20 protein-coding genes are annotated in these 22,023 nt (G+C 58.4%); 9 read left to right on the top strand and 11 right to left on the bottom strand.

Annotated elements, in window-relative coordinates; genetic code table 11:
* Window positions 1-287 precede the first annotated feature (287 nt).
* A complete protein-coding gene (locus ACFQY0_RS17585; protein WP_379715079.1) occupies window positions 288-755 on the top strand; it encodes a LysM peptidoglycan-binding domain-containing protein in 468 nt (155 codons plus the stop codon).
* On the opposite strand, the gene lgt is transcribed toward ACFQY0_RS17585, so the two are convergent.
* From lgt to ACFQY0_RS17560, 5 genes are all read right to left on the bottom strand, one after another.
* Window positions 739-1,767, bottom strand: coding sequence for a prolipoprotein diacylglyceryl transferase (gene lgt / locus ACFQY0_RS17580; protein WP_379715077.1), 1,029 nt, complete (start codon window positions 1,765-1,767; stop codon window positions 739-741). The two genes, ACFQY0_RS17585 and lgt, sit on opposite strands and share 17 nt — an antisense overlap.
* Window positions 1,768-1,969: 202 nt before the next feature.
* Entirely contained in the window at window positions 1,970-3,043 is a 1,074-nt protein-coding gene (locus ACFQY0_RS17575) for a M42 family metallopeptidase (protein WP_379715075.1), read from the bottom strand.
* Window positions 3,044-3,148: 105 nt separating this feature from the next.
* Window positions 3,149-4,111, bottom strand: coding sequence for a transporter (locus ACFQY0_RS17570; RefSeq protein WP_379715073.1), 963 nt, complete (start codon window positions 4,109-4,111; stop codon window positions 3,149-3,151).
* Between the two features lie 198 nt (window positions 4,112-4,309).
* Window positions 4,310-5,113 carry a nucleoside triphosphate pyrophosphohydrolase gene (gene mazG / locus ACFQY0_RS17565; RefSeq protein ID WP_379715071.1) on the bottom strand — a complete coding sequence of 268 codons (804 nt, stop codon included), beginning with the start codon at window positions 5,111-5,113 and terminating at the stop codon, window positions 4,310-4,312.
* Window positions 5,110-5,946, bottom strand: coding sequence for a rhomboid family intramembrane serine protease (locus ACFQY0_RS17560; RefSeq protein WP_379715069.1), 837 nt, complete (start codon window positions 5,944-5,946; stop codon window positions 5,110-5,112). Before ACFQY0_RS17560 ends, mazG begins: the two co-directional genes overlap by 4 nt.
* Window positions 5,947-6,252: 306 nt before the next feature.
* Between ACFQY0_RS17560 and ACFQY0_RS17555 the strand changes: the two genes are divergently transcribed.
* The 4 genes from ACFQY0_RS17555 to ACFQY0_RS17540 all read left to right on the top strand — a co-directional run bounded on the left by ACFQY0_RS17555 (window position 6,253) and on the right by ACFQY0_RS17540 (window position 10,862).
* Entirely contained in the window at window positions 6,253-6,636 is a 384-nt protein-coding gene (locus ACFQY0_RS17555; RefSeq protein ID WP_379715067.1) for a hypothetical protein, read from the top strand.
* Window positions 6,637-6,829: 193 nt separating this feature from the next.
* On the top strand, window positions 6,830-9,064 hold the full coding sequence (locus ACFQY0_RS17550) for a transglutaminase domain-containing protein (protein WP_379715065.1): 2,235 nt from the start codon (window positions 6,830-6,832) through the stop codon (window positions 9,062-9,064).
* 80 nt (window positions 9,065-9,144) lie between these two features.
* Entirely contained in the window at window positions 9,145-9,567 is a 423-nt protein-coding gene (locus ACFQY0_RS17545) for a hypothetical protein (protein ID WP_379715063.1), read from the top strand.
* A 59-nt stretch (window positions 9,568-9,626) separates the two neighbouring features.
* Window positions 9,627-10,862, top strand: a complete 1,236-nt coding sequence (locus ACFQY0_RS17540) for a DEAD/DEAH box helicase (RefSeq protein WP_379715061.1) — start codon at window positions 9,627-9,629, stop codon at window positions 10,860-10,862.
* A 1-nt stretch (window position 10,863) separates the two neighbouring features.
* Here the strand turns inward: ACFQY0_RS17540 and ACFQY0_RS17535 are convergent, their stop codons facing one another.
* The 3 genes from ACFQY0_RS17535 to ACFQY0_RS17525 all read right to left on the bottom strand — a co-directional run bounded on the left by ACFQY0_RS17535 (window position 10,864) and on the right by ACFQY0_RS17525 (window position 14,018).
* The gene (locus ACFQY0_RS17535; RefSeq protein ID WP_379715059.1) at window positions 10,864-11,097 is read right to left on the bottom strand and encodes a hypothetical protein; all 234 of its coding nucleotides are present in this window, start codon (window positions 11,095-11,097) and stop codon (window positions 10,864-10,866) included.
* 149 nt (window positions 11,098-11,246) lie between these two features.
* Window positions 11,247-13,541, bottom strand: coding sequence for an SAM-dependent methyltransferase (locus tag ACFQY0_RS17530; protein WP_379715057.1), 2,295 nt, complete (start codon window positions 13,539-13,541; stop codon window positions 11,247-11,249).
* 93 nt (window positions 13,542-13,634) lie between these two features.
* A complete protein-coding gene (locus ACFQY0_RS17525; RefSeq protein WP_379715055.1) occupies window positions 13,635-14,018 on the bottom strand; it encodes a hypothetical protein in 384 nt (127 codons plus the stop codon).
* A gap of 180 nt (window positions 14,019-14,198) precedes the next feature.
* Between ACFQY0_RS17525 and ACFQY0_RS17520 the strand changes: the two genes are divergently transcribed.
* Complete coding sequence (locus tag ACFQY0_RS17520) at window positions 14,199-14,999, top strand: c-type cytochrome (RefSeq protein WP_379715053.1); 801 nt, start codon at window positions 14,199-14,201, stop codon at window positions 14,997-14,999.
* Here ACFQY0_RS17520 and ACFQY0_RS17515 read toward each other — a convergent pair.
* From ACFQY0_RS17515 to ACFQY0_RS17505, 3 genes are all read right to left on the bottom strand, one after another.
* Window positions 14,996-16,276, bottom strand: coding sequence for a mechanosensitive ion channel family protein (locus tag ACFQY0_RS17515; RefSeq protein ID WP_379715051.1), 1,281 nt, complete (start codon window positions 16,274-16,276; stop codon window positions 14,996-14,998). The two genes, ACFQY0_RS17520 and ACFQY0_RS17515, sit on opposite strands and share 4 nt — an antisense overlap.
* A gap of 145 nt (window positions 16,277-16,421) precedes the next feature.
* On the bottom strand, window positions 16,422-17,696 hold the full coding sequence (locus ACFQY0_RS17510) for an aminoacetone oxidase family FAD-binding enzyme (RefSeq protein WP_379715049.1): 1,275 nt from the start codon (window positions 17,694-17,696) through the stop codon (window positions 16,422-16,424).
* A 209-nt stretch (window positions 17,697-17,905) separates the two neighbouring features.
* Window positions 17,906-20,098, bottom strand: a complete 2,193-nt coding sequence (locus ACFQY0_RS17505) for a hypothetical protein (protein ID WP_379715047.1) — start codon at window positions 20,096-20,098, stop codon at window positions 17,906-17,908.
* Between the two features lie 274 nt (window positions 20,099-20,372).
* Here ACFQY0_RS17505 and cdaA point away from each other — a divergent pair, with 274 nt between their 5' ends.
* Genes cdaA through bioD form a run of 3 tightly spaced genes read left to right on the top strand, consistent with a single transcriptional unit; the run spans window position 20,373 to window position 22,022 of the window.
* A complete protein-coding gene (gene cdaA / locus ACFQY0_RS17500) occupies window positions 20,373-21,224 on the top strand; it encodes a diadenylate cyclase CdaA (RefSeq protein ID WP_379715045.1) in 852 nt (283 codons plus the stop codon).
* Window positions 21,214-21,384, top strand: coding sequence for a hypothetical protein (locus ACFQY0_RS17495; protein WP_379715043.1), 171 nt, complete (start codon window positions 21,214-21,216; stop codon window positions 21,382-21,384). The genes cdaA and ACFQY0_RS17495 overlap by 11 nt, the downstream gene beginning before the upstream one ends.
* Window positions 21,381-22,022 (top strand): dethiobiotin synthase, encoded by a 642-nt coding sequence (gene bioD, locus ACFQY0_RS17490; RefSeq protein ID WP_379715041.1) that lies wholly within the window; start codon window positions 21,381-21,383, stop codon window positions 22,020-22,022. Before ACFQY0_RS17495 ends, bioD begins: the two co-directional genes overlap by 4 nt.
* Window position 22,023: the final 1 nt, after the last annotated feature.

The following is a 22,023-nucleotide window of genomic DNA, read 5'->3' as shown; positions in this document are numbered from 1 at the left end:
CGAGGGCTGGCTCCGCGTGAAGCTGACTCGCTCCAAATGAGTCGTCGCAAGCAAGACGATAGGGGGAATAGGCCGCTTTCTTGACGGGGGAGGCGAGTGGCATTCGCCTGAAATGAAACGCTGAGCTCGACGCGGAAGAACGCCGGGTGCTGCGGCGGACTTCATCATTCTGGCCCTTCCAATCATGGCGAATGAGGCGATGGTCGTGGCTTAGCCTTTGATCTTTAAAAGCTTAAGTTTTCCGAATGATGTTTTGCCAAGTGCAGAAGAAGCAGCATAATCCGCGCATGACGAAGTGTCTTCTGCCATTCGGCGCCGTTGCGATAGCTCTCGGATTTTCCGCGTGCAGCAACTCGGTGAATATGGCCGACAACCCCACGGGAACGGGACCATTCGATTCTCGAGGAAACTACGTCGAAGAATGGGCGGATAATCCGTCGAAGTGGAACGGGCGATCCGTCCCAACACCGTCGACTCAGGTGGCGAGCAATGACACCAAGCCGGCAGTGCAGTCCTCGACGACAACCGTCACCACAGTGAGCAATCCGAAGCCGAAGCCGAAGCCAGCTCCGGTCGCCAAGCCGAAACCCAAGCCCCAGCCAAAGCCGAGCTCAGTTTACCACACGGTGCGCAGGGGCGATACCCTCTACGGGCTTGCCAAGCGGTACGGCACTTCGGTTTCGGTGATCCAACGCGCCAATGGCATCTCGGGGTCGACGATCCGGGTCGGCCAGCGGATCAAGATTCCTCGCTGAGCGGGATTTCCGACGATGCGGTCTTTCCCTTCATCGCCATGACGATGAAGACGGCGCCCGCAGCGATCATGAAGAGCGAGAGAAACTGTCCACTGGTCAAAGCTCCCACCATTTTGGAGTCGGGCTCGCGGAAGTGTTCGCAGATGATCCGGAAGATCGCGTAGAAGACAAAGAACAGTCCTGTTAGGAGACCGTTGGGAGCATTCGGGAAGCGGACCCGGACCCACCACAGGATCGCAAACAAGGCCGCGCCTTCGAGCAGCGCTTCGTAAAGTTGAGAAGGGTGACGGGCTTCGAGAAAGGGGGCGATGGCATCACTGACGGCCGGATTGTGGCGCTGGACCATCAGCATTTCCTCGAACATCACGTGATTGGGCAGATTGCCATCGAGCCATTGCTGGAAGGCGGGCTGGAGGGAGGGGTCCGCTTCGCTAGCCGCCTGCATCGCGGAGCCGAAGGACTCGTGCTCGATCATTTTCCGGTCGGTCAAGGTTGCCGGGAACTTCATGGCCCAGGCGATGCCCTGGGCAGTGCGTCCATAGAGTTCGCCATTGATGAAATTCGCCATGCGCCCAAAGAGCAGGCCGAGCGGAGCGACGACGCAAAGGCCATCGCCCAGACCGGTCCATGAGACCTTTTTTTTGCGCGAATAGAACCAGGTGAAGATGACCAGGCCGAGCACGCCGCCGTGGCTCGCCATGCCCCCTTCCCAGACGCGGAAAAGCATCATGGGATCCTCGGTGATCCAACTCCAGCCGTGCTCACGTGGCCAGTACCAGAGCATGTATCCGATTCTTCCACCGATGAAGACGCCGAAGATGGCGGCGGCGGAAATGAAGTCGCCTGCGGAACCCGGAGGCAGCACCCAGAGTTTTCTGCGGGAGAGCCTTTCCAGCAGGAAGGCTCCGGCGAGGAAGCCGGCGAGATAGGCGAGGCCATACCAGCGCAGCTGGATCTGCTCGGTAATCCGGAGAATCACCGGGCTCAGGTCATGCACATAAATGGCGAACACGGGCGAAGCTCATACCAAGGAGCGGGGATTTGCAATCCCCGGCGGAACCTCGGCCACGCTATGTTCGCGATCCGATTCAGGCTTCGACTGACGATTTTCTTTCGGCGCGGATCTTGAGTGGGCTTGGGTGGCGTCGATCGAAGCGACTCAACCCTTGGGGCTGGCAAATCCCCGCCGCGTGCGAGGGTGGGCTTTCTCAAATTTAGAGGTAGCTCGTCAGCCCCACGACGGTCCTTTCATCCAGCCGGCGAGCCAGGGCAGTCGCCAGAGCGACCATGTGGAGGTGGTCGTTCAGGTCGATGATCGCATTGTGCGAGTGAATGTAACGCGCCGGGACTCCAAGCACCACGCAGGGAATGCCTTCGTTCGCGTTGTGGAACGATCCGGCATCGGTGCCGCCACTGCGTCGCACGGTGACTTGATGGGGAATGCCCTCACGTTGCGCCGTCTCGACTGCCAGCTGGGCGAACCTTGGGTTGCCGATGGCGCTGGTGTCGAACATGCGGATCTGAACGCCTCCACCCAGCTGACCCTGACACTCCATCCGGTTGAAACCCGGGGTGTCATCCGCAGGCGGTCCTTCCAACACCACGACGGCATCCGGTTTGATGAAGTTGGCCGCGCATTTCGCACCGCGCAGTCCGACTTCCTCCTGCACCGTGCCACCGAGGATCAGACGATTGTCGGTGTCTCCTGCAAGCAGTCCGGTATGAATCGCCCCGGCCATCCCGACCCGGTTGTCGAAAGCCTTGGCCATGTAGTAGTCCTCCTTGGCCATCGAGGTGAAGGCACTAACAGGTGCCACGGGATCGCCGATGGAGATGCCGAAGTCGTTGATCACCTCGTCACGCGACGAGGCACCGACATCAATGAAAAGCTGATCGATGGTGATCACCTGGACTCTCTGGGCGGGGGTGAGGAAGTGGGGCGGCATCGATGCCACGACGCCGACGATCTTGTCGCCGTTTTTCGTCCGGACCTCGACTCGCTGGGCAAGCAGGTTGTGCTCCCACCATCCACCGAGGGGAACGAAGCGCAGGAATCCTTCAGGGGTGATGTTCTGCACCATGAAGCCGACTTCATCCATGTGGCCGGCGATCAGTACGCGCGGACCTTCACCACCGCAGTCGCAGAAAACCGAGCCATTGCCATCGGTCGAGAGTTCGCCGGTTTCGCTGAGCTCATCGACGAAGATTGCCCGGACTTCTTCTTCATGGCCGGGAACGGAGTGGGCTTCGGTAAGTTCGGTGAGCAGGGAGAGTGCCTTGTCGCGCATGGCGCAACGCTACCTTTCCGGGCGGTTCCGCCAAGGGAGAATATGAGCACGAAAAAAAGCCCCGAACGGAATGGGCACCGTCCGGGGCTGAAATCAGTGGTGGCCTCAGAACTTCCAAACGAGGTCGAGCGTCCAGCGGTCCTCAATGATGCCGTCGTTGGCATCGGTGAGCGGGAGCTCGTACGCCAGACCGAGATCGACGTCCTTGCAGAGGTGCGAGCGGAAGCCGATGGCTGCGGTCACCAGATCGCGATTCTGAGAAGCATTCGACGCACCGAAGTTAAGCAGGTCATTGCCTTCGAACGTGGCAACGGCAGGCACCGCGCCACCGGCTTGATCGAAATAATTGAAGCGGCCATCGCCGGTTGAGAGCACGTGGAACCAGTTCAGCTCGACCAGAGGGATGAACCAGGGGGTGACTTCGTAACTTGCGTGCACGCTGACAAAGCTCGAGTCCGAAAGCTGATCGCTGAACTCAAGGTGAGCACCGGCGCCGGCCGCAACCTGGAATTTGTCCCAGACCTTGACCGTGCTGAGGATCAGGTTGATCGCTCCATCCCCTTCGCCTTGGAAGACATCGTGATTGCCCGTGGGAACTTCAAACGTCGCGGTGCCGCTCAGTGCGAAGGCATTCTCGGGATCGTAAATGAAGGCATACTTGGCCCCGGCCGCGATGTTGGCAAAACCGGATTCCTGAGACCAGAGCGGTTGGGTATCGGGTCGCACGCGCACGTATCCATCCTTGGTGGCGACCAGCGAGAAGCGCTCGTTGAAGGCAAGCTCGGCTTGCAGCGCGTAGACTTCCACATGGCCTCCCATCGGCACGCCGCCGATCGTGGTGTTTACGTAGTTCGGCAGCTTGTGATACATCGCGATCGCATGGATGTTCGTTGTCGGAACGGCCAGGTCGAAGAGCGTCGGGTTGGTCATGGGGCGGATGGCGTCCTCAAGACCGTTGGTGGTTTCCAGTGCGGGGGAGACGATCTCAGGAGCGACGGTTCCGGCGATGGAAGTGGCCGCCGCGGCACCGAGGATTCCGGACAGGGCGAAGGCAAGGGTTTGCTTCATGGCTTGCAGATGGATTGGTTGGTAGTGAATCGGGAGCTTTCCCCGAGCGCCACAAGTCTCGAACTCATTCCGCATTTCCTGCTATGCGTCGCCATGCCGACACTGCGCATTTTTTGCGAAATGTAGCAATGTTGGGAAGAAGCTTCAGCTCCTTCGGCCGGACCTGTTGGGCGACTTCCCGCGCGGAGACAAATGAGATCAGTGCCCTTTCGCGGTCTGCCACTCTGCTTCCATTTCGTCGGGCGAAGCAGCTTCCAAGGATGAGCCTTTCGCCTTCAGAGCGCTTTCCATTTTGGCAAAGCGGTCTTCGAATTTTTCGTTGGCGGCGGCGAGGAGAACCTCGGGGTCGACCTTTCGGAAACGGGCCAGGTTCACCACCGAGAAAAGCAAGTCGCCGAGTTCTTCCTGAAAGGCCTGCTCGTTGCCGCTTTCCATTTCGACCGTCAGTTCGTCGACTTCCTCACGGATCTTGCCGAGCACGCCTGCTTCGTCCGGCCAGTCGAATCCGACCTTCGAGGCCTTCTTCTGCAGCTTTGCGGCTCTCAGGAGGGATGGCAGGCCCTTGCCGACACCGTGAAGGTAGGGTTTTTCCTCGTCGCCCTTCTCGGCCCGCTTGATTTCATCCCATTGCTGAAGTACGGCATCTGCCGTACTTGCGCCACTCGTGGCGAAGACATGGGGATGCCGTCTTACCAGCTTCTCGCTGATTCCACGCGCCACGTCGTCCATGTCGTAGGCTCCGTCTTCGGCCGCCAGTTCGCTGTGGAAGACAACCTGAAGGAGCAGGTCGCCGAGTTCTTCCTTCAAGTGTTCGCGATCACCGCGGCGGATTGTATCGATCGTTTCGTAGGCCTCTTCGATCAGGTTCGGCACAAGGCTCTCATGCGTCTGCTCGGCATCCCAAGGGCAGCCTCCTGGCGCACGCAGGCGGTGCATGATGGCGCGCAGGCGTTCCAGTTGGCGACCCTTTTCAGGGCATTCGATCATTTCAGCATCAGTCATGAGTCTTTGGTGGAAATCTTTGAGAGGGTTTCCCGTTCGGCTTTGGTCAGGCTGTCGACCCCCTGTTCGTTGATCTTGTCGAGGATCCGGTCGACTTCCGTATCCTTTTCGAGGTCGAGTTCCGTGCGCGGTCTGATCTTGGCCTGGTTGCGCCGGAATTCCTTCGGGTGGATGATTTTTTTCTCGCGTTTTCCAAGGCTTAGCAGCCACGGGAATTTCATCAGCACGAAGCCCATGATCGCGCCCCCGAGGTGGCCGGCTTCGCCTCCTTCATTGCTGAAAATCCCGGAGTTCGGAAACAGCAGGCCGCCGATGATGGTGCCGGCGGAAATCACGAACAAGGCGATGGCCATTTGCTTCATGCTGAGTTCGATGGGGGGGAACAGAAGCCGCACGCGGATGGCGGGAGCGATGACGTAAACAGCAAACAATATGCCGTAGAGGCCTGCGGATGCCCCCACCAGAGGCGTATAAGCCGATGCTTTCGGCAGGAATTTGAGCGTGAGCAGAAGCGTGAAGAACAAGGCCCCGGCGGCGCCGCAGATGAGGTAGAATCCGATGAACTTTTTCGAGCCCCACCATCGTTCGACCAAAGGCCCGAAGAAATAGAGACCCAGCGAGTTCAGCATCACGTGAAGCACACTGGCGTGGATGAACTGGAATGTGAGGAATTCCCAGATTCGACCGCCGCTGATGGCGGAGGCCACTGAGAACTCGCCGAAACTCGAAATGGGGCCGTCGCCTCTTCCGTCTCTCGGCAAAAACAGGTCGATTAGGAAAATCCCGACATTGAGAATCAGCAGCCATTTCGTGACGGGAGGGAGCGGCGGCATGCCACTTCGGACGGGTCCTCTCGCGTAATCTCTGTCGTAGCTTGCCATTCCCCGGCGGACTTACCACGGCACTTTGCCTCCTGCAAGGCGAGGTCATGTCGGTTCATGAGGCGGATTCGCGCGGGAAGCAGGGCGATGGGCGCGATTTTCCGCATATTTTCCGCTCACGGTGCCTCGGCTTCATGAAGCGTCGGCCCTGCGATGAATGGCGATACTGCGCGACGGAAAAGTCACCTTTCCCTAAATGATTTTCGGCCTGCGGCACGCATGGTGCTCCCGTTCTCACGAACCACCCACCACCCATAGATGATGAAAGTCGAAAATAGTAACATGCTGCCCGATACCAGTTCGGTGGCGTCCGAGCTGACCTTCGAGGACAGCTGGGACTCCACTGCGGTTTCCGGGCTGATTCGTTCGAAGTGTTCCTTCGGCGAAACACCGGCCTTCCTGTTTTTGGGAAGGAAAGAAACCGAACTTTTGCGAGAGCACCTCGCATCCGCTTTCGGTAGGGAATCCGTCATCACCCTCCACGACTCCTATTTCATGGGGCTCGAGGTTGTGGAGCTGAATTGCGATTCCTTTGTCCACGTCGCGGGTCGCAAGACCTCCCGAGTGCTTCAGGACCCGATCGCCCGCCGCCCTGAGTGGCGTGATCGTCAAACTGATGCCCTCTGGGGTCTACGGCTCTAACTGAAACCAATTCCTCGGGCGGCCAGCGCTTCTTCATCCCCCCAGAAAGAAGGAGCGAAGGCGGCTCAACTTCAACCGCAGCGGCGATCCCTTCCCCCCAGGGCTCGCCGCTGTTTGGTGTACGGAAGACAAGCTTTTCGGAGACGCTGTCGCGTGACCTTGCGTGCCGTCGATGGAGCAGTAGGCTTGGCCCATGAGAGCATTCATGCTGGCGCTGATCCTGGCGCTTCCTGCCGGGGGAAAGGCGGCCGACTTTGAGGAATCACTGGCGATCGCGAGTGACAATGCCGGACAGTTGAGGAGTTTCGTCGAGGCGGCGGCCCGCGATTTCGGCCCATTCGGCAAACGGGCGGCGGAGTTCTTGGTGAAAGGCATGCCAGAGACCGATCTCAGGCAGCTGGGAGAGGGGTTTTTGATGGAAAATCTGACGCTCGCCATGAGAGCTCGGGATCAGTTCGCGTGGACCCGAGAGTTGCCCGAAGAGGTGTTCTTCAACGAGGTGCTTCCCTACGCATCGCTGGATGAGACCCGTGAAGCATGGCGCGCCGAGTATTACCATATTTGCCGGGAACTGGTGAAGGATTGCAAGTCGTCCAGCGAGGCAGCCCAGATGATCAACAAGGAGTTCTTCAAGGTCATCGGGGTCCACTACCACACCGGGCGCAAGGCACCGAATCAAAGCCCGTCCGAGTCGAAGGAATGGGGAAAGGCAAGCTGCACAGGCTTGTCGATCATTCTGGTCGACGCCTGCCGTTCGGTCGGCGTTCCCGCACGCATTGCCGGCACGGCGCTGTGGTCTAACAAGAGAGGAAACCACACCTGGGTCGAGATCTATGATGGAGGTGAGTGGTTCTTTACGGGTGCCGATGAGTTCCATGCGGATGGACTGAACAAGGCGTGGTTTGTGGAGGACGCTTCCAAGGCATTGAAAGATGATTGGAAGCACGCCATTTGGGCGAGCTCCTGGAGTAATGCCGACGGTTATTTTCCGCTGGCGTGGGATAGGGAAAACAGGGGGATTCCAGCGGTGAATGTGACGGATCGTTATGCCTTGCCAGAAAAGGAAGCGGAGCAAGCGGTGGTCCATCTCCGGGTATGGGATAGGTCTGGGGGCGAGCGTCTTGCGCTGCCGGTCGAGGTGCTGGATGCGCAAGGCAAAGTCCTCCAATCAGTCAAAACCAAGGCGGGAACCAGCGACTTGAATGACATGGCGTCGATCTCGGTCGAGCCAGGCCGGAACTACCGCCTGAGCATCAGGAACGATTCGGCATTCCGTCTGGTCGACCTGCGACTCGAGAAAGTGGGGGAGCTTACTCAGGAGCTGTATTGGGATGAGATGGAAGCCTCCGTCGAGGATTCCCCCCTTTCCAGGAATGAGGCCATCGAGTACGCGCGGCAGACCTGGAAGACGATGCTGATGGAGCCATCTGAAGATCGGAAAAAAGAATTGGAAGGGAAGGTGGTCAAGGCGGGAGGGAAGGAGATGAAGTACCTCGAAAAGCACTTCGGTGAGGCGCCAGCCGGCGAGCGCTCGCTTTATATTTCGATGCATGGGGGTGGCGGTGCTCCGCCAAGGGTGAATGATCAGCAATGGCAGAATCAGATTCGCCTCTACGCACCGGAAGAAGGCATCGTAGTGGCACCCCGTGCGCCGAGCGATACATGGAATTTATGGCACGAGGATCACATCGACGCCTTGTTTGATCGACTGATCGGAAACTTCGTTCTGGAACGCGGAGTGGATCCAGACCGGGTGTTTCTGATGGGATATTCGGCAGGGGGCGATGGCGTCTATCAACTCGCGCCGCGAATGGCGGATCGCTTTGCCGCGGCCGCGATGATGGCGGGGCATCCCAACGGAGTGAGTCCGCTCGGTCTGCGTAACCTGCCCTTCATGATTTTCATGGGTGGCAACGACAGTGCCTACAAGCGAAACAAAATTGCCGCCGAGTGGGAGATGAAGCTCGGAGCGCTCCGTGAGGCCGATCCGGGGGGTTATGAGCATCAGGTGACGATCTACGAAGGCCTCGGTCATTGGATGAATGGCAGAGACGCGGAGGCATTGCCGTGGATGGCACGGCATCGTCGGAATGCCTGGCCGAAGAAGGTGGTGTGGCATCAGAGCGGACGGACTCACGATCGCTTCTACTGGCTCTCACTTCCGGAGGGCGTTGCCAGACAAGGACAGACGATACGGGCGGAAGTCACGGGACAGGAAATCGAGGTGAAGGCTGAAGGACTGAACCAGCTTGTCCTGCGCCTGAACGACGAACTTCTGGACCTCGATCAGATGATCGTCGTGAGGGTGAACGGAGCCGAGCTTTTCCGGGGAAATGTCGAACGGGAGAAAGACCTCATTCGGGAGTCCCTCAGGGAACGTCCGGATCTCCATTCGGTGGCCTTCGGACGGGTGGAGCTGAAGTTTTAGGTAGCCGTCGGCTCATCGAGACCCTGTGGACGGGGATTATGCTTGATCTTGTGAGGTTTGGCGGACTCGATTGAGGCGAGATGAAGTTCGAGTTTTCGCGTAATTTTCTGCTGGGGTCGGCACTTGCCGGTCTGCTGACGAGTTGCGGGGTGGATTCCCCCGACGACTGGGCGCAGGCCCCCATGCCCGGAGCCACGGCAAACCCGGCAAAGCCCAAGAAAGCTCCTGAAGCTGCCAAACCTGTCAAGAGCACCTCAGCTCCAAAGCCAGCGGAAGCCCCGGCAGCGGCTGCGAAAAAGGAGCAGGAAGCCAAGTCGAAGCCAGCCCCGGCGGTGACCAAAAAAGGCGAGTTTCCCACTGCCGAGCGGGCTAAATTCATGACGGACTGGGTCTACAGTCCCTACGACAACCGCAAGATCAATGTGAGCGGAATCGCCAGCGGCACTCTCGTGGCGGATCCTCGCTACCCTCTCGATCAAAGAAAATATTTCCGCGTTCCCTGATCGTCCGAAAGGAGCGATTGTTAGATCGGTCGGGAAACGGATCTCCTTTAATAGCCCTCATGTCATTTTCCCTACCCGGCCTGTCGGATCCGCTGATTCGCGCGGCCAGTCACTTCGAGGCACCGACGCCGGTGCAGTCGCAGGCAATTCCCGTGGTGCTGTCGGGACGTGACCTTCTTGCCACGGCGAGCACGGGGTCGGGAAAGACGACGGCATTTGTCCTGCCCTTGCTCCAGCGCTGGCTGGATGCTCCGCAGTCAAAGCCCAAAGCGCTTCACTCCCTGATCCTGGTGCCGACCCGGGAACTCGCGGCGCAGGTGCGCGAGGTGATCCAGCAGTTCTCGAAAGATCTGCCGAAGCGGATCAAGGTGGTCAGTGCCGTAGGAGGCGTCTCGATCAACCCCCAGATGATGGCGCTGCGGGGCGGGGCAGATTTCATCGTCGCCACGCCGGGGCGTCTCCTTGATCTGGTCGACCATCGGGCAGTCAAGCTTGGCAGCGTGAGCGCCTTGGTGCTCGATGAAGCCGATCGGATGCTGGATTTCGGTTTCGCAGATGAGCTTGGCCGCATCCTGAAGCTTCTGCCGGCCAAACGACAGAATCTTCTATTCTCGGCGACCTTTCCGAAAGCTGTCGAATCCATGGCGAGTTTGATCATGCGCGATGCGGCGCGGATCGAGGTCGACGCCGATCAGGCGGACCTGCCTGACATCCTGCAGCGGGCCATCCGCGTGGATAAATCCAAGCGCACCCCTTTGCTGCGCCATTTGATCGCAGCGGAAGGCTGGGATCGGGTGCTGGTCTTTGTCGCCCGCCAGTACTCGGCGGATCACGTGGCGGACAAGCTGAACCGCAAGGGAATCAAGGCGCTCTCATTTCACGGTGATCTCAGCCAGGGGGCGCGAAGCGAGGTGCTGAAGGATTTCAAAAGTGGCTCGATCCAGGTGGTGGTGGCCACCGACCTTGCCGGTCGTGGACTGGATATCGCGAGCTTACCGGTGGTGGTCAATTATGACCTGCCCCGTTCGCCGACAGACTACACTCATCGCATCGGCCGCACGGGTCGGGCGGGTGAAAGCGGACTCGCAATCAGTTTTGTGAGCGAAGAATGCGTGGCCCACTTTGCATTGATCGAGAAACGAAATCAGCTGAATCTGGCCCGCGAGGTGATCCCCGGATTCGAGCCGATCGAGGCGGTGCCGCTGCCGTCGCCCGGCACGGGTGGCATCAAGGGACGTCGCAAAAGCAAGAAAGACAAGCTGCGCGAGGCTGCTGCCAGAAAGAAAGCCGAGTGAATCAGGCCTTGGCCTTGGCCGCGGCTTCTGCGGCCAGTTCCGCTTCGAATTCCGCTTCGATTCGGGCTTCTTCCTCGAGCTTGGCCTGTTTGGCTGCCTCTTCTTCGGCGGCGATTTGTGCGGCACGAGCGGCTTCCAGTTTTTCATCCTTGGCAGCCTCACGAGCCAGACGCTTATCGAGCTTTTTCTGTTCTCGTTCGCGGCGCTTGTAGTCTTTGCTGGGTGTGGAAGCCATGGGTCAATCTCCTGGTTGGATGTTCGCAGATTCGCCCTGCTCGATTCGCGGGCGATGTGCGTCGCCGCAGGGGCCATACGTTTCGATCCTCCCACGGCGCAACAGAAAACGAAAAAAAGGGAGCGCCCCAATGAGAGGAGAGTCGCCGCTCACGCAGGAGCGAGGAGGCTTCGATGGTGCCTCCACCACTCGCTCTGGAACCGCCTTCCAGGATCGAACTGCTCCTTTTTCTCAAGAAATTCGCGGAAGTGAGGGTGGGCCTGGCCCACTTGATCGTGCCGCGCCCAGCGATGATAAGTCAGATAGTAGGATCCCCCGAAGGACAGTGCGAGATCGATCAAAGCACGAATGGCCGCAGAAGTACGTTCGACGCCCTCATCACTATGCTCGGTGTGGAGATTGAAAATGATGCAGGCGAAGTCACCGCGTGCCCACGCAAGAAAACTCTCGTTGTCGCGCTGGATCAGTCGGATGGTGCCGTAAATGACGGGAGGATTATCGCTTTTTAAAAGGTCGGCGGCAGCCAACATGAAAGCGGCGAGGTCTTCTCGAGGCACATAGAATTCACTGATCATTTCACTCGCCGGCACTTCGGCATGGCAGTCGTGGTCCAGCTTGCTGTGGTAGTCTTCCAGATAAACGCTCAGCTGATGAGTGTCAGACCAGTGAAGTGAATGGTGAGTGCTGAGGTAGAAGTCAGAGTAAACTTTGAAAACTCTGGATCGGTCGTGGTGAGCGAGATGGATGAGTTCCTCCCAGTCGCTGTGATCGAGTTCGAGTTGTTTGATCGGCATCGGAGTCGAAGCGTCAACTGGGTGATAAGTGGAGAGCACGCCGCAGTTGAGGAAATCAGGTGACTTTTCATCGATGGAGAACTGGAAGTCGCCGAAGACTGACCCGTCGGCAATGCGCTCATTGAGTTTGAATGACAACTTGTCGATCGTGGTGATCTCGACGAGTCGCTCCAATTTCTGTCTGGGTGCTAGACGAAGAAGAACGGATGTGATGACGCCGAAGCAGCCGTAGCCTCCGATGGCGAGGCGGAAGAGTTCGGCGTTCTCGCGGCGGCTGCAACGATGCCTTCTTCCGTCGCCGTCGATCAGAGTGAAGGCCTCGACGTCGTCGATGATTGGGCGCATTTTTAGTCCGCGCCCATGGATGTTGGCGGCGAGTGAGCCGCCGAGCGTGAGATCATCGGCTCCGGTTTGTTTCTGACGAATACTCCAGACGAAAGTGCTTCCGGCCTGCTGGGCATGAAGGCCTTCAATCAAGGCGGGCCACATGATGCCCGCGCCTGCTTCGACGAGACCCCGCCGGGTATCGATCGTGTGAAGTGTGGTGAGTTGTGAGAGATCGATGAGGAGCGTGCCAGAACCAAATTGCTGCCCACCCATGGCGTGGCGCGCTCCACAAATGGAGATGGTCCGACTGTCCTTGGCGGCTCTTCTAACTGCCTGGATCACTTCCATTTCAGATTTTGGACGAAGAACCTCAGCCACCGTAACAGGATTGAGTTTCGAGTGCTTGTCGTTGCAGTGGAGTTCGATGTCTCGCCGGGGCAGGGGAGTGGCGACGCAGAGTAGTTCGCCCTTGGCGAGCGGTAGATGATGGAGTTGACGAGGGCTCAGCTGATTGTTTCGAAAGTCGCTATCGGCGTGGAGTCCGGTCATTTTCAAACCGTGACTCCGTAAGAAGGTGGGCAGCTCAATGCGAGAGATGCCCCATAGAAACGGTTCACTTCGCTCCCCGAGCCAATAAGTGACCAGTGGGTTTTGGTTTTGAAATTGGATGGACCCATCTGGTCGTCGCTCCATGAAAGTGAAGACGACGCTGCCATTCGGACCCGTGGATTTGGCAAGGTCGCTTACGAGTTCTTCCACTCGCTTCGAAGGGAGATACATGGTCAGCCCTTCGGCGACGAATGCGGTCGACGTCCCGTCCCAGGTTTCAACATCAGCCAAGACGGACGAAGGAAGCACCGTCAGGAAATCGATGGGTCGGAGAGTGAAATTGATGGCTTCCCCGAGGGCGTCCCGTTTTACCTGCTGCGTGGCGGGATGATCGAGCTCAATGAAATGGGTATGCGGGTGCTTTCGATGAAGGCGCCAAGCCAAGGTGTCGAATCCGGCACCTAGAATGACCACCTGCTGACAGCCATTTGCAATGGCCTCTTCAACATGGTCCTCGATCTGCCGCTTGCGCACGAGGTAGTGCGCGATGATGCCCGGAAGTAGGCAGGCTTCAGCAAATCGAAGGATTTGACGAAGCGCCGGGATTTCCATCGCCCTCGCGAACCGGTCGTGACGGTCACAAAGGGCGAGTAGCCGTTTGATCGCTGCCGTTTCTTCCTCAGCTACGAGGCGTTTGAGTTCAGGCTCCAGTGAGGAAAGGAGCAGACTCCGTGCGATCAATATCGCAGTATCACTGGGTTGAGTGGCATGCATCGACGGACAGCCTAAACGGCTCACCGTCGCCCGCTCCAATATATTGGGCAATGCACAACATCGACGAAATCGATGAAGCTTGATGTTACGCCTTTATTTGTCGGGTTCCGGTGCTGGAGCTACCGGTTGAGGCGCGGAATAATTGACGGCGCATTCGTTGGTCGCGTGCTTGTAGCTGACGAGGCATCCGCTACGGGAGAATTTCATTTCGCGCTCGGTGCCAGGGATGACGCGGGTGCCATTGTAGCTCGGGTAATCGCTGTAGTCGACGGCTCCGGCGCTGACCTTCCATGTGTAATCACGCCAGTACATGTATTCCGGATCAGGGCGTCGATCGATGCGGATGTAGGCTTGATCGCCCCAGCTCTCACGCTTGGAGACCTCGGCCTTCGCCTGTTCGAGGACGTGCGATTGCGACGTCGGTGTGGTGCATGCGGAAAAAGCGAAGATCAGAGGAAGAAAAAGAAGGTAGCGCATGGTCTTGGTGGGTTGAGGATGGGTTGGATGCTCGGAAGGTTTGAAGCAAATTAGAGCATTTCTGTGTCCTCGGCCATCCAAAATCTTCGGGGAAGATGGAGGTGCGGCTTCGATCGCTCAACCTGCGCGTTCTAAGGGATTGTGGGTGGGCCGCTCGGCTTTTATGAAGCTGGAACCAAGATGCTTCGGACACTGAGACTCCCGACGATGCTTGCCACGCCCGCCATAGCCTTTCTAGCGGCCGGGCAGCTGCATGGGGATTCGCAGGCCAGCGCCGCAGCGCAGCGGGCAAAGCTTCGTACTTTTTTCCAAGGAATGAAGATTTACGAGAGCCAGTGCCTCCCCTGTCATGGTGAGAAAGGTCGGGGCGACGGTCCATGGGCGGAAGGGCTGGCGCCGAAGCCCCGCGACTTCCGCAGTGGCATCTTCAAGTTCCGATCGACTCCCTATGGGAAACTGCCGACGAATGACGACTTGCGCCGGACGATCACGGTCGGCATTTCAGGGACGGCGATGCCTTCCTTCAAGAGCATGAGTGAGGACGACATCAATGCCGTGATCCACTATGTTCGTAGTTTTTCCGTCCGCTGGAATAAAGAGGAGCATCGCGCGGAACCACTGACTCTGCCGAAGACTCCGGAGTGGTTTTCGAATGAAGAGGAGCTCGCCAGGCGGGCGAAATCTGGTGCGGGCCGGTTTGCGCAGCTCTGTGCGGTGTGTCACGGCGCGGAGGGGAAAGGAAATGGGGCTGCCGCAAAGGGCCTGGTCGACGCCTGGTCCCAGCCGGTGCCGCCCGCCGATCTTACCGCGGCCCATCACAAGAGCGGCAACGCCCCGGCCGATCTCTACCGAACGATCGCGACCGGATTGGACGGCACGCCGATGCTCGGTTTTGCAGAGATCCTGAAGGAGGACGAGATTTGGGAACTGATCGCCTACATTAAATCAAAGGAGATTCCCGAGGCTCAGGGCGGACCTTAGGTGGAGGATGGGATCACCTTGTCGACGGTGTGAAGATGGACGTCGGTCTGTGGATAGGGGATCGAGATGCCGGCGGCGTCGAATTCCTTTTTCACCCGATCGGTAATCTCGGCGTATACGGTCCAGTAGTCGGAGGTTTTACTCCAGGGGCGGCAGATGAAGTTGACCGAGGAGTCCGCCAGTGCGTCGATCCGGATGGAAGGAGCGGGGTCCTGGAGGATGAGTTCGTGTTCCTTGACGACCTTGTGGAGGATGGCCAGGGCCAAGTCGGTATCGTCGTCGTAGCCGATCCCGAAAGTCATGTCGACGCGTCGGGTGGGCATGCCGGTGATGTTGGTAATCACCTGACCCCAGACATTCTTGTTAGGAACGATGACCTTTTTGTTGTCGAAGGTGAGGATGGTGGTGTTGACCAGTGAGACCTCGTGAACACTGCCGGTCACGCCACCAATCTCGACGGCGTCACCGACGTCGAAGGGCCGGTAGACAAGCAGCATCAGGCCATTGGCAAAGTTCCCGAGGGTGTCCTGGAGAGCAAAGGCGAGAATGAAAGCACCGCCTCCGATCATGGCCAGGGCTGCGCCGACATTCACGCCGGCTACTCCAAGGGCAACGATCAGGCCGATGAGGAGAATGACTCGGCCGACGATCTTGTTGATGAAGTTCACAAGAAGCCTGGACATCCGAGCGGTCCGGCTGAGGAAGTTTTTAACGAGGCGGGAGATGAGTCGGGCGAGGATCCAGAAGCCGAGCATGACGCCGAGAAAAACCAGGATGTCGATCGCGACCTTGATTCCGCCATCCTTGGATTGCAGCCAGTCGGTCACGTAGAACCAGGTGGAGCTGACATCGGTGACGTCCGTCTTGATGCCTCCCACCGCAGCGGCATATTTCTTGAAAGGGTCGGGATCGCCACCCTTCACCTCGTAGGCATCGGCGACAATTTCGAAGCGATCGATGAGCGCGTCCTTTTCCTTTTGAAGAGCGCTGATGGACTTGAGGAGGGCGTCTTTTTCCTCGGGGCTGGGATCGCTTCTGACGGCGATTTCGGCTGCAGCCACCTCGCTGGCCTTGGCTTTGAGGATTTCCTGCCAGGCTTCGGCCTCGACCTCGAGTTCCGCCTTGGTCAATGGATCGAGACGAAGTGCCAGGTGCTCGGGTGAGATGGAAGGATCGTTGGTGGTCTGTGCTGCTGGTTCCTCCGTCGCAGATTTTTCTGCTGCGGGTGGCTCACCTGCGGGTGGCTCCGCCGCGTGGCTGGTCACAGCTGTGAACAATAAAAGTAGGGGGAGTAGAAGGGAGCTCTTCAAATGCATGACGCCTTCAGCCTGTAGAGGATCGGCGCTGGGTCAAGAAATAGGCTGACAAAGGTGCTGGCGTGGGTTGCCAAGTCGGGTGACGGGCTGGGCATTGGCCTGGGGGTCATCCTTCAAGCGATTCCGCGATCGCTCTTCCCGCGATGTGGCCGGTGGTCCAGGCAGCCTGAAAGTTGAAGCCGCCGGTGATGCCATCGATGTCGAGAATCTCGCCGGCGAAGTAGAGTCCGTCCGTCTTGCGGCTTTCCATGGTTTTGAAATTCACCTCCCCGAGGTGCACGCCGCCGCAGGTGACGAACTCGTCCTTGTTCATGCTTTTGCCATCGACCTGGAAGCGACAGGCGCCGAGTTGCGCGGCGAGTTTTCGTGAGATGTCCTTGCTGAGGTGCGGCCAGTGCAGGGAGTCGGCATCCTTGTCCCCGGCGGCGGCCTCGACAAGTTTCCTCCACAGGCGACTTGGAATCCCGAACAGCGGGTCGTTGACGATCTTCTTGCGCGGTGAGTCGATACGGCGCTGATCGAAGCCGGCGATGATTTTATCCTCGCTCAGGTCACCGCACCAGTTGAGGACGATTTCAAACCGGTAATCGCATTCTAACAAGTCACGTGCACCCCATGCGGAAAGACGCAGGATGCCGGGGCCGCTGAGACCCCAGTGGGTGATCAATACAGGGCCGCTGGAACTGAGTTTCATCCCACTGATTTTCACTCCGGCATTCTCGACCGAAAGGCCGGGGAGATCGACCAGGCGGGGGTCGTTGATTTTGAAGGTGAACAGCGATGGAGCGGCAACCTGGATGCGGTGACCGAACTGCTCGGCGAGGTCGGCACCGATGCGGTTCCGGGTGCCGCCCAGGGTGAGCATCAGGGCACGAGTGCTAAGGGGGCTTCCTTCGCTGAGGGAAATCAGGAATCCTCCGTCCTTGAGCTTGGTAGCGGATTTGAGTGCGGTGGATTTCCTGACTTCGATGCCCGCCTCGCGAGCGCTGCCTGTAAGACAATCGATGATGCTTTGTGAGCTGTCGGATCGGGGGAAAACACGGCCATCGGCTTCGGTTTTAAGAGGGACCCCGCGACTCTCGAACCATTCCATGGTATCGCTTGGCCCCCAACGGTTGAAGGGCCCGATGAGTTGCTTCGAGCCACGGGGATAGGAAGCAATCAGAGTGCGGGGATCGAAGCAGGCGTGGGTGCAGTTGCAACGTCCCCCGCCGGAAATTTTTACCTTTCCGAGGACTTCACGGCTTTTCTCAAGAATGACGACCCGGGACCCGGGTCGGGCTTCGGCGAAAGTAATCGCCGCGAAAAAGCCTGCCGCGCCTCCTCCCGCGACGACGAGGTCATAGGGCGGGGAGTCCGAGGAGAGCAAGGGTTCCGGCATGGCGTGGACAGCATGGGGCCATCGAATGGCGGCTGTCACTCCTGATCGACTCCAGCGAAGTCGCGACTCAAATGGCAATGCCCGGGTGCTTCTGCGGCGAAAAGCAATGCGGTCTTGTAAGGATCGAATGACTCGTTCTTACAAGACCGCAGCTGGGAAGGGATGAGCGCACTCCTGAGTGAGTGCGCCATGGGAGACCTCAGACGATCCTAGTGAACATTGACGCGGATGAAGAGGGCGTCATTGCTGAGGAGTTCCGAAGGAAGGGTGACCGTAATGGTTTCGACGGGATCACCGTTGTCGCTTGTTTGCGAGAAGGTGTTGGGAAACCTCTCCCAATCATCTTTGAGATTCAGGGAATACTCGTAGATGTAGGTCAAGCCGGTGGAGTAGAGGGTGCGATTGCGACGGGTGTAGCTGAATTTGCCACTTGTTGGGTCCAGCGTTGAGGCGATCGGGTTGGTTGATGCCGCGCTCGTCGGATCGAGACCGAAGGCGTATTCGTCCCCATTGGCAACGCCGTCTTGGTCGTCATCATCGTCAGGACCGCCGGAGAGGTTGTATCCGCCGGGGCCGGACCAGCCTTCGTAGTCCTCTGCAGAAGCCGGGCCGCTCACGACGCGGAGCCAGCCAGTTCCGGAAGTGGAGAAGTTGACGTCATTGGTCTGGGTCAGATTTCCGCCGGTCACCGATGAGCTGCCATAGGTGCCGGCTTCGAGCTGGACACCATCGATGAAGAGCGAGTGCACGACATCCTCGACGCCATGGCGGAGATCGAGCTTGCCGGTGCCGCTCAGATAGATCGGGCTGAAGTCGTTGAGACTAGGATCGGCCATCCGGAGGGTGCCGCCGGAAACGGTCGTGCTGCCATCGTATCCTTCGTTGGGGCTCTGGAAGAAGCAGAGGCCGTTGCCCAACTTGTTGAAGTTTCCTGGGCCGCTCAAGCCAGCCTTGATATAGACTTCGGTGTTGCTGTTAGACGAAGGGTCGATGCTGAGGGTTTGTCCCTCCTCAATGATGATGGGGACTTCAATGATTGAGTCTCCGTCATTGAAGCGCGGGCTGAGCATGGAGGAGCTGCGGACCACGATGGAGCCTGTGCCGGTGATGTCTGAAGCATGAAGTTCGACTTCCGGACCCTCCATGATGAAGCTGCCGTTGAAGGTCATGATTCCACCGATATTGACCGGAGTGGAGCCTTGAACGATCACGTTGCCGGCTTCGATGTCGAAGCGCACAGGTCCCGTGGTGATGGTTCCCATGCCGTCGGTGAGGGTCAGGGTGCCATCTCCAAATTTATCGAGCGAGTTTTCGTCGATGGAGTTGGAAACAGCCCCGAGGGTGATGTCGGCATGGGCGTAGATGTCGGCTCCTCCGGTGTTGAGGCTGAGTGGAGGGGCGGGGTTGAGTGTGCCGCCGGCCTCGACGATCAGATCGCTGCCGCCACCAAGGGAAATGGCTCCGACGGTGAGGTTTCCACCATCAAGGACCTCGACCTTGCCATTGCTGAGGGCGGTCGCGGTTCCGGAGATGGTCGTCTTGTTCTGAACGGCGATGGTTCCGCGTCCTACGCTGGTCGTGCTGGATGTCGTCAGGTCGCCTAACAGGAACTTGAGGGTTCCGTTTTGATTGCTTTCATAAATGATCGATCCCGCCGAGATGCCCGCTTCCTCGACTCTTACCGCCAGGTTGCCTCCTGCTGGGAAGATGACATCTTCACCAGGTACGAAGATTTTTGGCAGGCCGTTCTCCGTGAAGTTTGCCTCGGTCGTCGTCCAGTCGCCACCGTCACCATCCGAAAAGATGATGCCGGGAGGCGGGGGTTGGACTGCTTCCACTTTGAGGTATTTCAGAAAGACGCCGAGGTCGTTGCTCTGGCTGATCATCTTAAGGGTTACCGTCGTCCCGGCAGGCACGACCGTGTTGCTGAGGCTGAAAGTGCCGCTGTTTGACAACAGGTAGGAGAAGCTTTTGGCAGCGAAAGCGGATGAGGTGAGCGTCATGGCCGCACCTGAGTTCCAATCATCGAAGTCGATTTCCACCAGCTTCACATCGACATCGAAAGTGAAGGACCAGGCTTCATTTCTGTTGAAGTCACGAGCTTCATTTTCGTAACCGCCGGTGTTGGTAAGCGAAGCGACTCCGAGGGAGGATTCGCTGGTGCTGTGGGTGGTATTCGCTGTGCCGGTCGAGGCCAGGGACCCATCCTGACCCTGAATATCGATGGTGCTCAGGGTGATGTCGGTGGAAGGCGAGGTTGCGCCGTCGGTAAGCTGGATGCTTGCCCCAATGCCCTGATCATCGAGATTGTTTCCATCGGCGAAATCGAAGGTCACACTGGCCAAGAGCGAGACGGGCAGGAGGGTGAAAGTGAATCCTGCGGCGAGGGATAATAGCTTCATGAATGGTGGAAGAAGAGTGGAGTTCGAGGTTGTTCAATATTTTCAAGTCGGAATCCAACAGGCACGCTAGCTGAGCCTGGAGGCCGTCCCCTGATCACGGGTGATGAGGGTACAAGCGAATAGCTAGCAACTGCCTGGAGGAATCAGTCGAGACATTAACGGAAGCGCCATCAGCAGAAATCGGGCCGAGATCAAGAGCAATGCGAAAGTATTCTGAACAATGCACAAGTAGCTAGTGACAGAATGGGCATGTGGGACTTAAGGTCGGGCGGCAATGGACTGGGAATTCATCCAGAAGAACTGGCGAAACGCGATAGAGATCCTGATTTTGACGATCGGGATCTATCAGATCTACCGTGCCTTCAAGGCGACGCGCGGTGCGCGGATTCTGGTAGGTTTGGTGGTGATTCTGGTGGGTTTGACCGGACTGCTGCAGCTTTTCAAATTTCAGGTGATCACCTGGATCGTGACCCGGGCGATGCTCGTGTTGCTGGTCATGTTGCCGGTGATCTTCCAGCCGGAGATCCGGATGGCGCTGGCGCGGGTGGGGAGCAGTCGTTGGCTCGATTGGCTGCTGCGCAATGACAGCCGCCAGATCGATCTTCTCGAAAGCGTGAACGAGGCTGTGGTAATGCTTTCGAAGAAGCGGATTGGTGCGCTCTTTGCCTTTGAGCGGAATATTTCGCTCAAGCCGCAGCAGGAAACCGGGGTGACGCTGAATGCCGTGTTCTCGCCCGAACTGGCGATGAGTGTGTTTTTCCCGAAGTCGCCTCTGCATGATGGCGGCATGATTCTGGCCGACGAACGAGTGACGGCGGCAGCCTGTGTTTTCCCGGTGAGTCAGCGTGAGCTGGCCGACCGCTCGACCGGGCTGAGGCACCGCGCGGCGATGGGGCTGACCGAGGAGACCGATGCGGTCTGTGTGGTGGTCAGTGAGGAGACGGGAGCCATTTCAATTAGTAAGGACGGACTGATGGAACGAAACCTCGGCGAAGACGCTTTCCGGGAACGGATGGCCGAAATCTTCCTGAGTAACATGGATATCGATGAGAAAAGCGTTTCGGAGAAACTGGGCACCGAAAGTCGTCGCGCTGGTACTGGCGACGGCGATCTGGATGCTGATTAGATCGAACTTGGAGAGCGAAGGCCTCTGGGTAGAACAGAATCCGCCGCGTGCGGATAAGCCGACCCAGAATGAGCTGGAGGAAGAACTGCGCAAACTCCGCCAGAAAACCGTGGAGCTGGAAGCAGTCTTGGAAGAGGTCCAGAAGGAGGAAGAACAATGAGCTGGTTTGTTACAGGAACGGATACGGGAGTCGGGAAAACGTGGTTCAGCCGATTGCTGGTGCAGTCGCTGCGAGCCGAGGGGCATCAGGCTGCGGGCTACAAGCCGGTGTGCTGTGGCGACCGCGATGACGCGGTGGCGCTGGCCGAAGCTTCCGGCGGTCTTGATCTCGATGAGGTGAACCCCCTTTGGCTGAAGGCTGCGGTGGCCCCGAAAATTGCGGCGATGCTCGGAAACGTGGACATCGATGTGGGCAGCATGATCGTGGCGGCGCGGGCGTTTCAGAAGAAGCATGGCACGGCCGTCGTCGAGGGGGCTGGCGGTTGGCGGGTGCCATTGGCGGAAGGCTACGACATGGCCGACTTGGCGCGGGATCTGACTTTGCCGGTGATCGTGGTGGTCGGGAACAAGCTTGGTGCTTTGAATCATGCGATCCTCACGGTCGAAGACATTCGGGCGAGCGATCTGGAAGTGGCAGGACTGGTGCTCAATAATCTTCAGGAAGAGCAGGATACGGCGGCGATCACGAATAAGAGCGTCATCGAGGAGCTGACCGAAGCGCCGATCCTGGCGGAGATCATCCATGGGCAGGACTTTCTGGATGTGGAGCCATTTTTGAAGCTGCTTCAGGGACCGTGAT

The sequence above is a fragment of the Haloferula chungangensis genome (assembly GCF_042664875.1).
GTDB lineage: Bacteria > Verrucomicrobiota > Verrucomicrobiia > Verrucomicrobiales > Akkermansiaceae > Haloferula > Haloferula chungangensis.
This window is presented reverse-complemented; position numbering and strand designations above follow the sequence as displayed.